The sequence below is a fragment of the Paenarthrobacter aurescens genome, assembly GCF_025421775.1.
GTDB lineage: Bacteria > Actinomycetota > Actinomycetes > Actinomycetales > Micrococcaceae > Arthrobacter > Arthrobacter aurescens_B.
This window is the reverse complement of record NZ_JAOEFX010000704.1, coordinates 1-237: the sequence shown is the minus strand read 5'-3', so window position 1 is coordinate 237 and position 237 is coordinate 1. Positions and strand designations below refer to the sequence as shown.

1 protein-coding gene is annotated in these 237 nt (G+C 55.7%); it reads right to left on the bottom strand.

Going from position 1 to position 237, the window contains the following annotated elements:
• Positions 1-13: 13 nt before the first annotated feature.
• The coding region (locus N7568_RS25335) for a glycoside hydrolase domain-containing protein (protein WP_261612380.1) at positions 14-237 on the bottom strand (224 nt) is incomplete at its 5' end.

The following is a 237-nucleotide window of genomic DNA, read 5'->3' as shown; positions in this document are numbered from 1 at the left end:
CCCTCGAGGAGACTTATTCTCTCACTGCATGTTCCTTGATCCTGTTGTTTCCGGCACCAGGACAATCTCTGTAGATCTCGTTGTCAAACTGCAACAACGGCAGCAGCTCCGGGCTGCGGAACGTGAGCTCTCGGACCGTGTTGTAGATCTTGGCTTTCAGGCCAAGCCTATGGCACTCCGCCACGTACTCTCGCAGAGAGTCCTGGGTCAGAAGGGGGTCATGAAGATAGGGCGCAG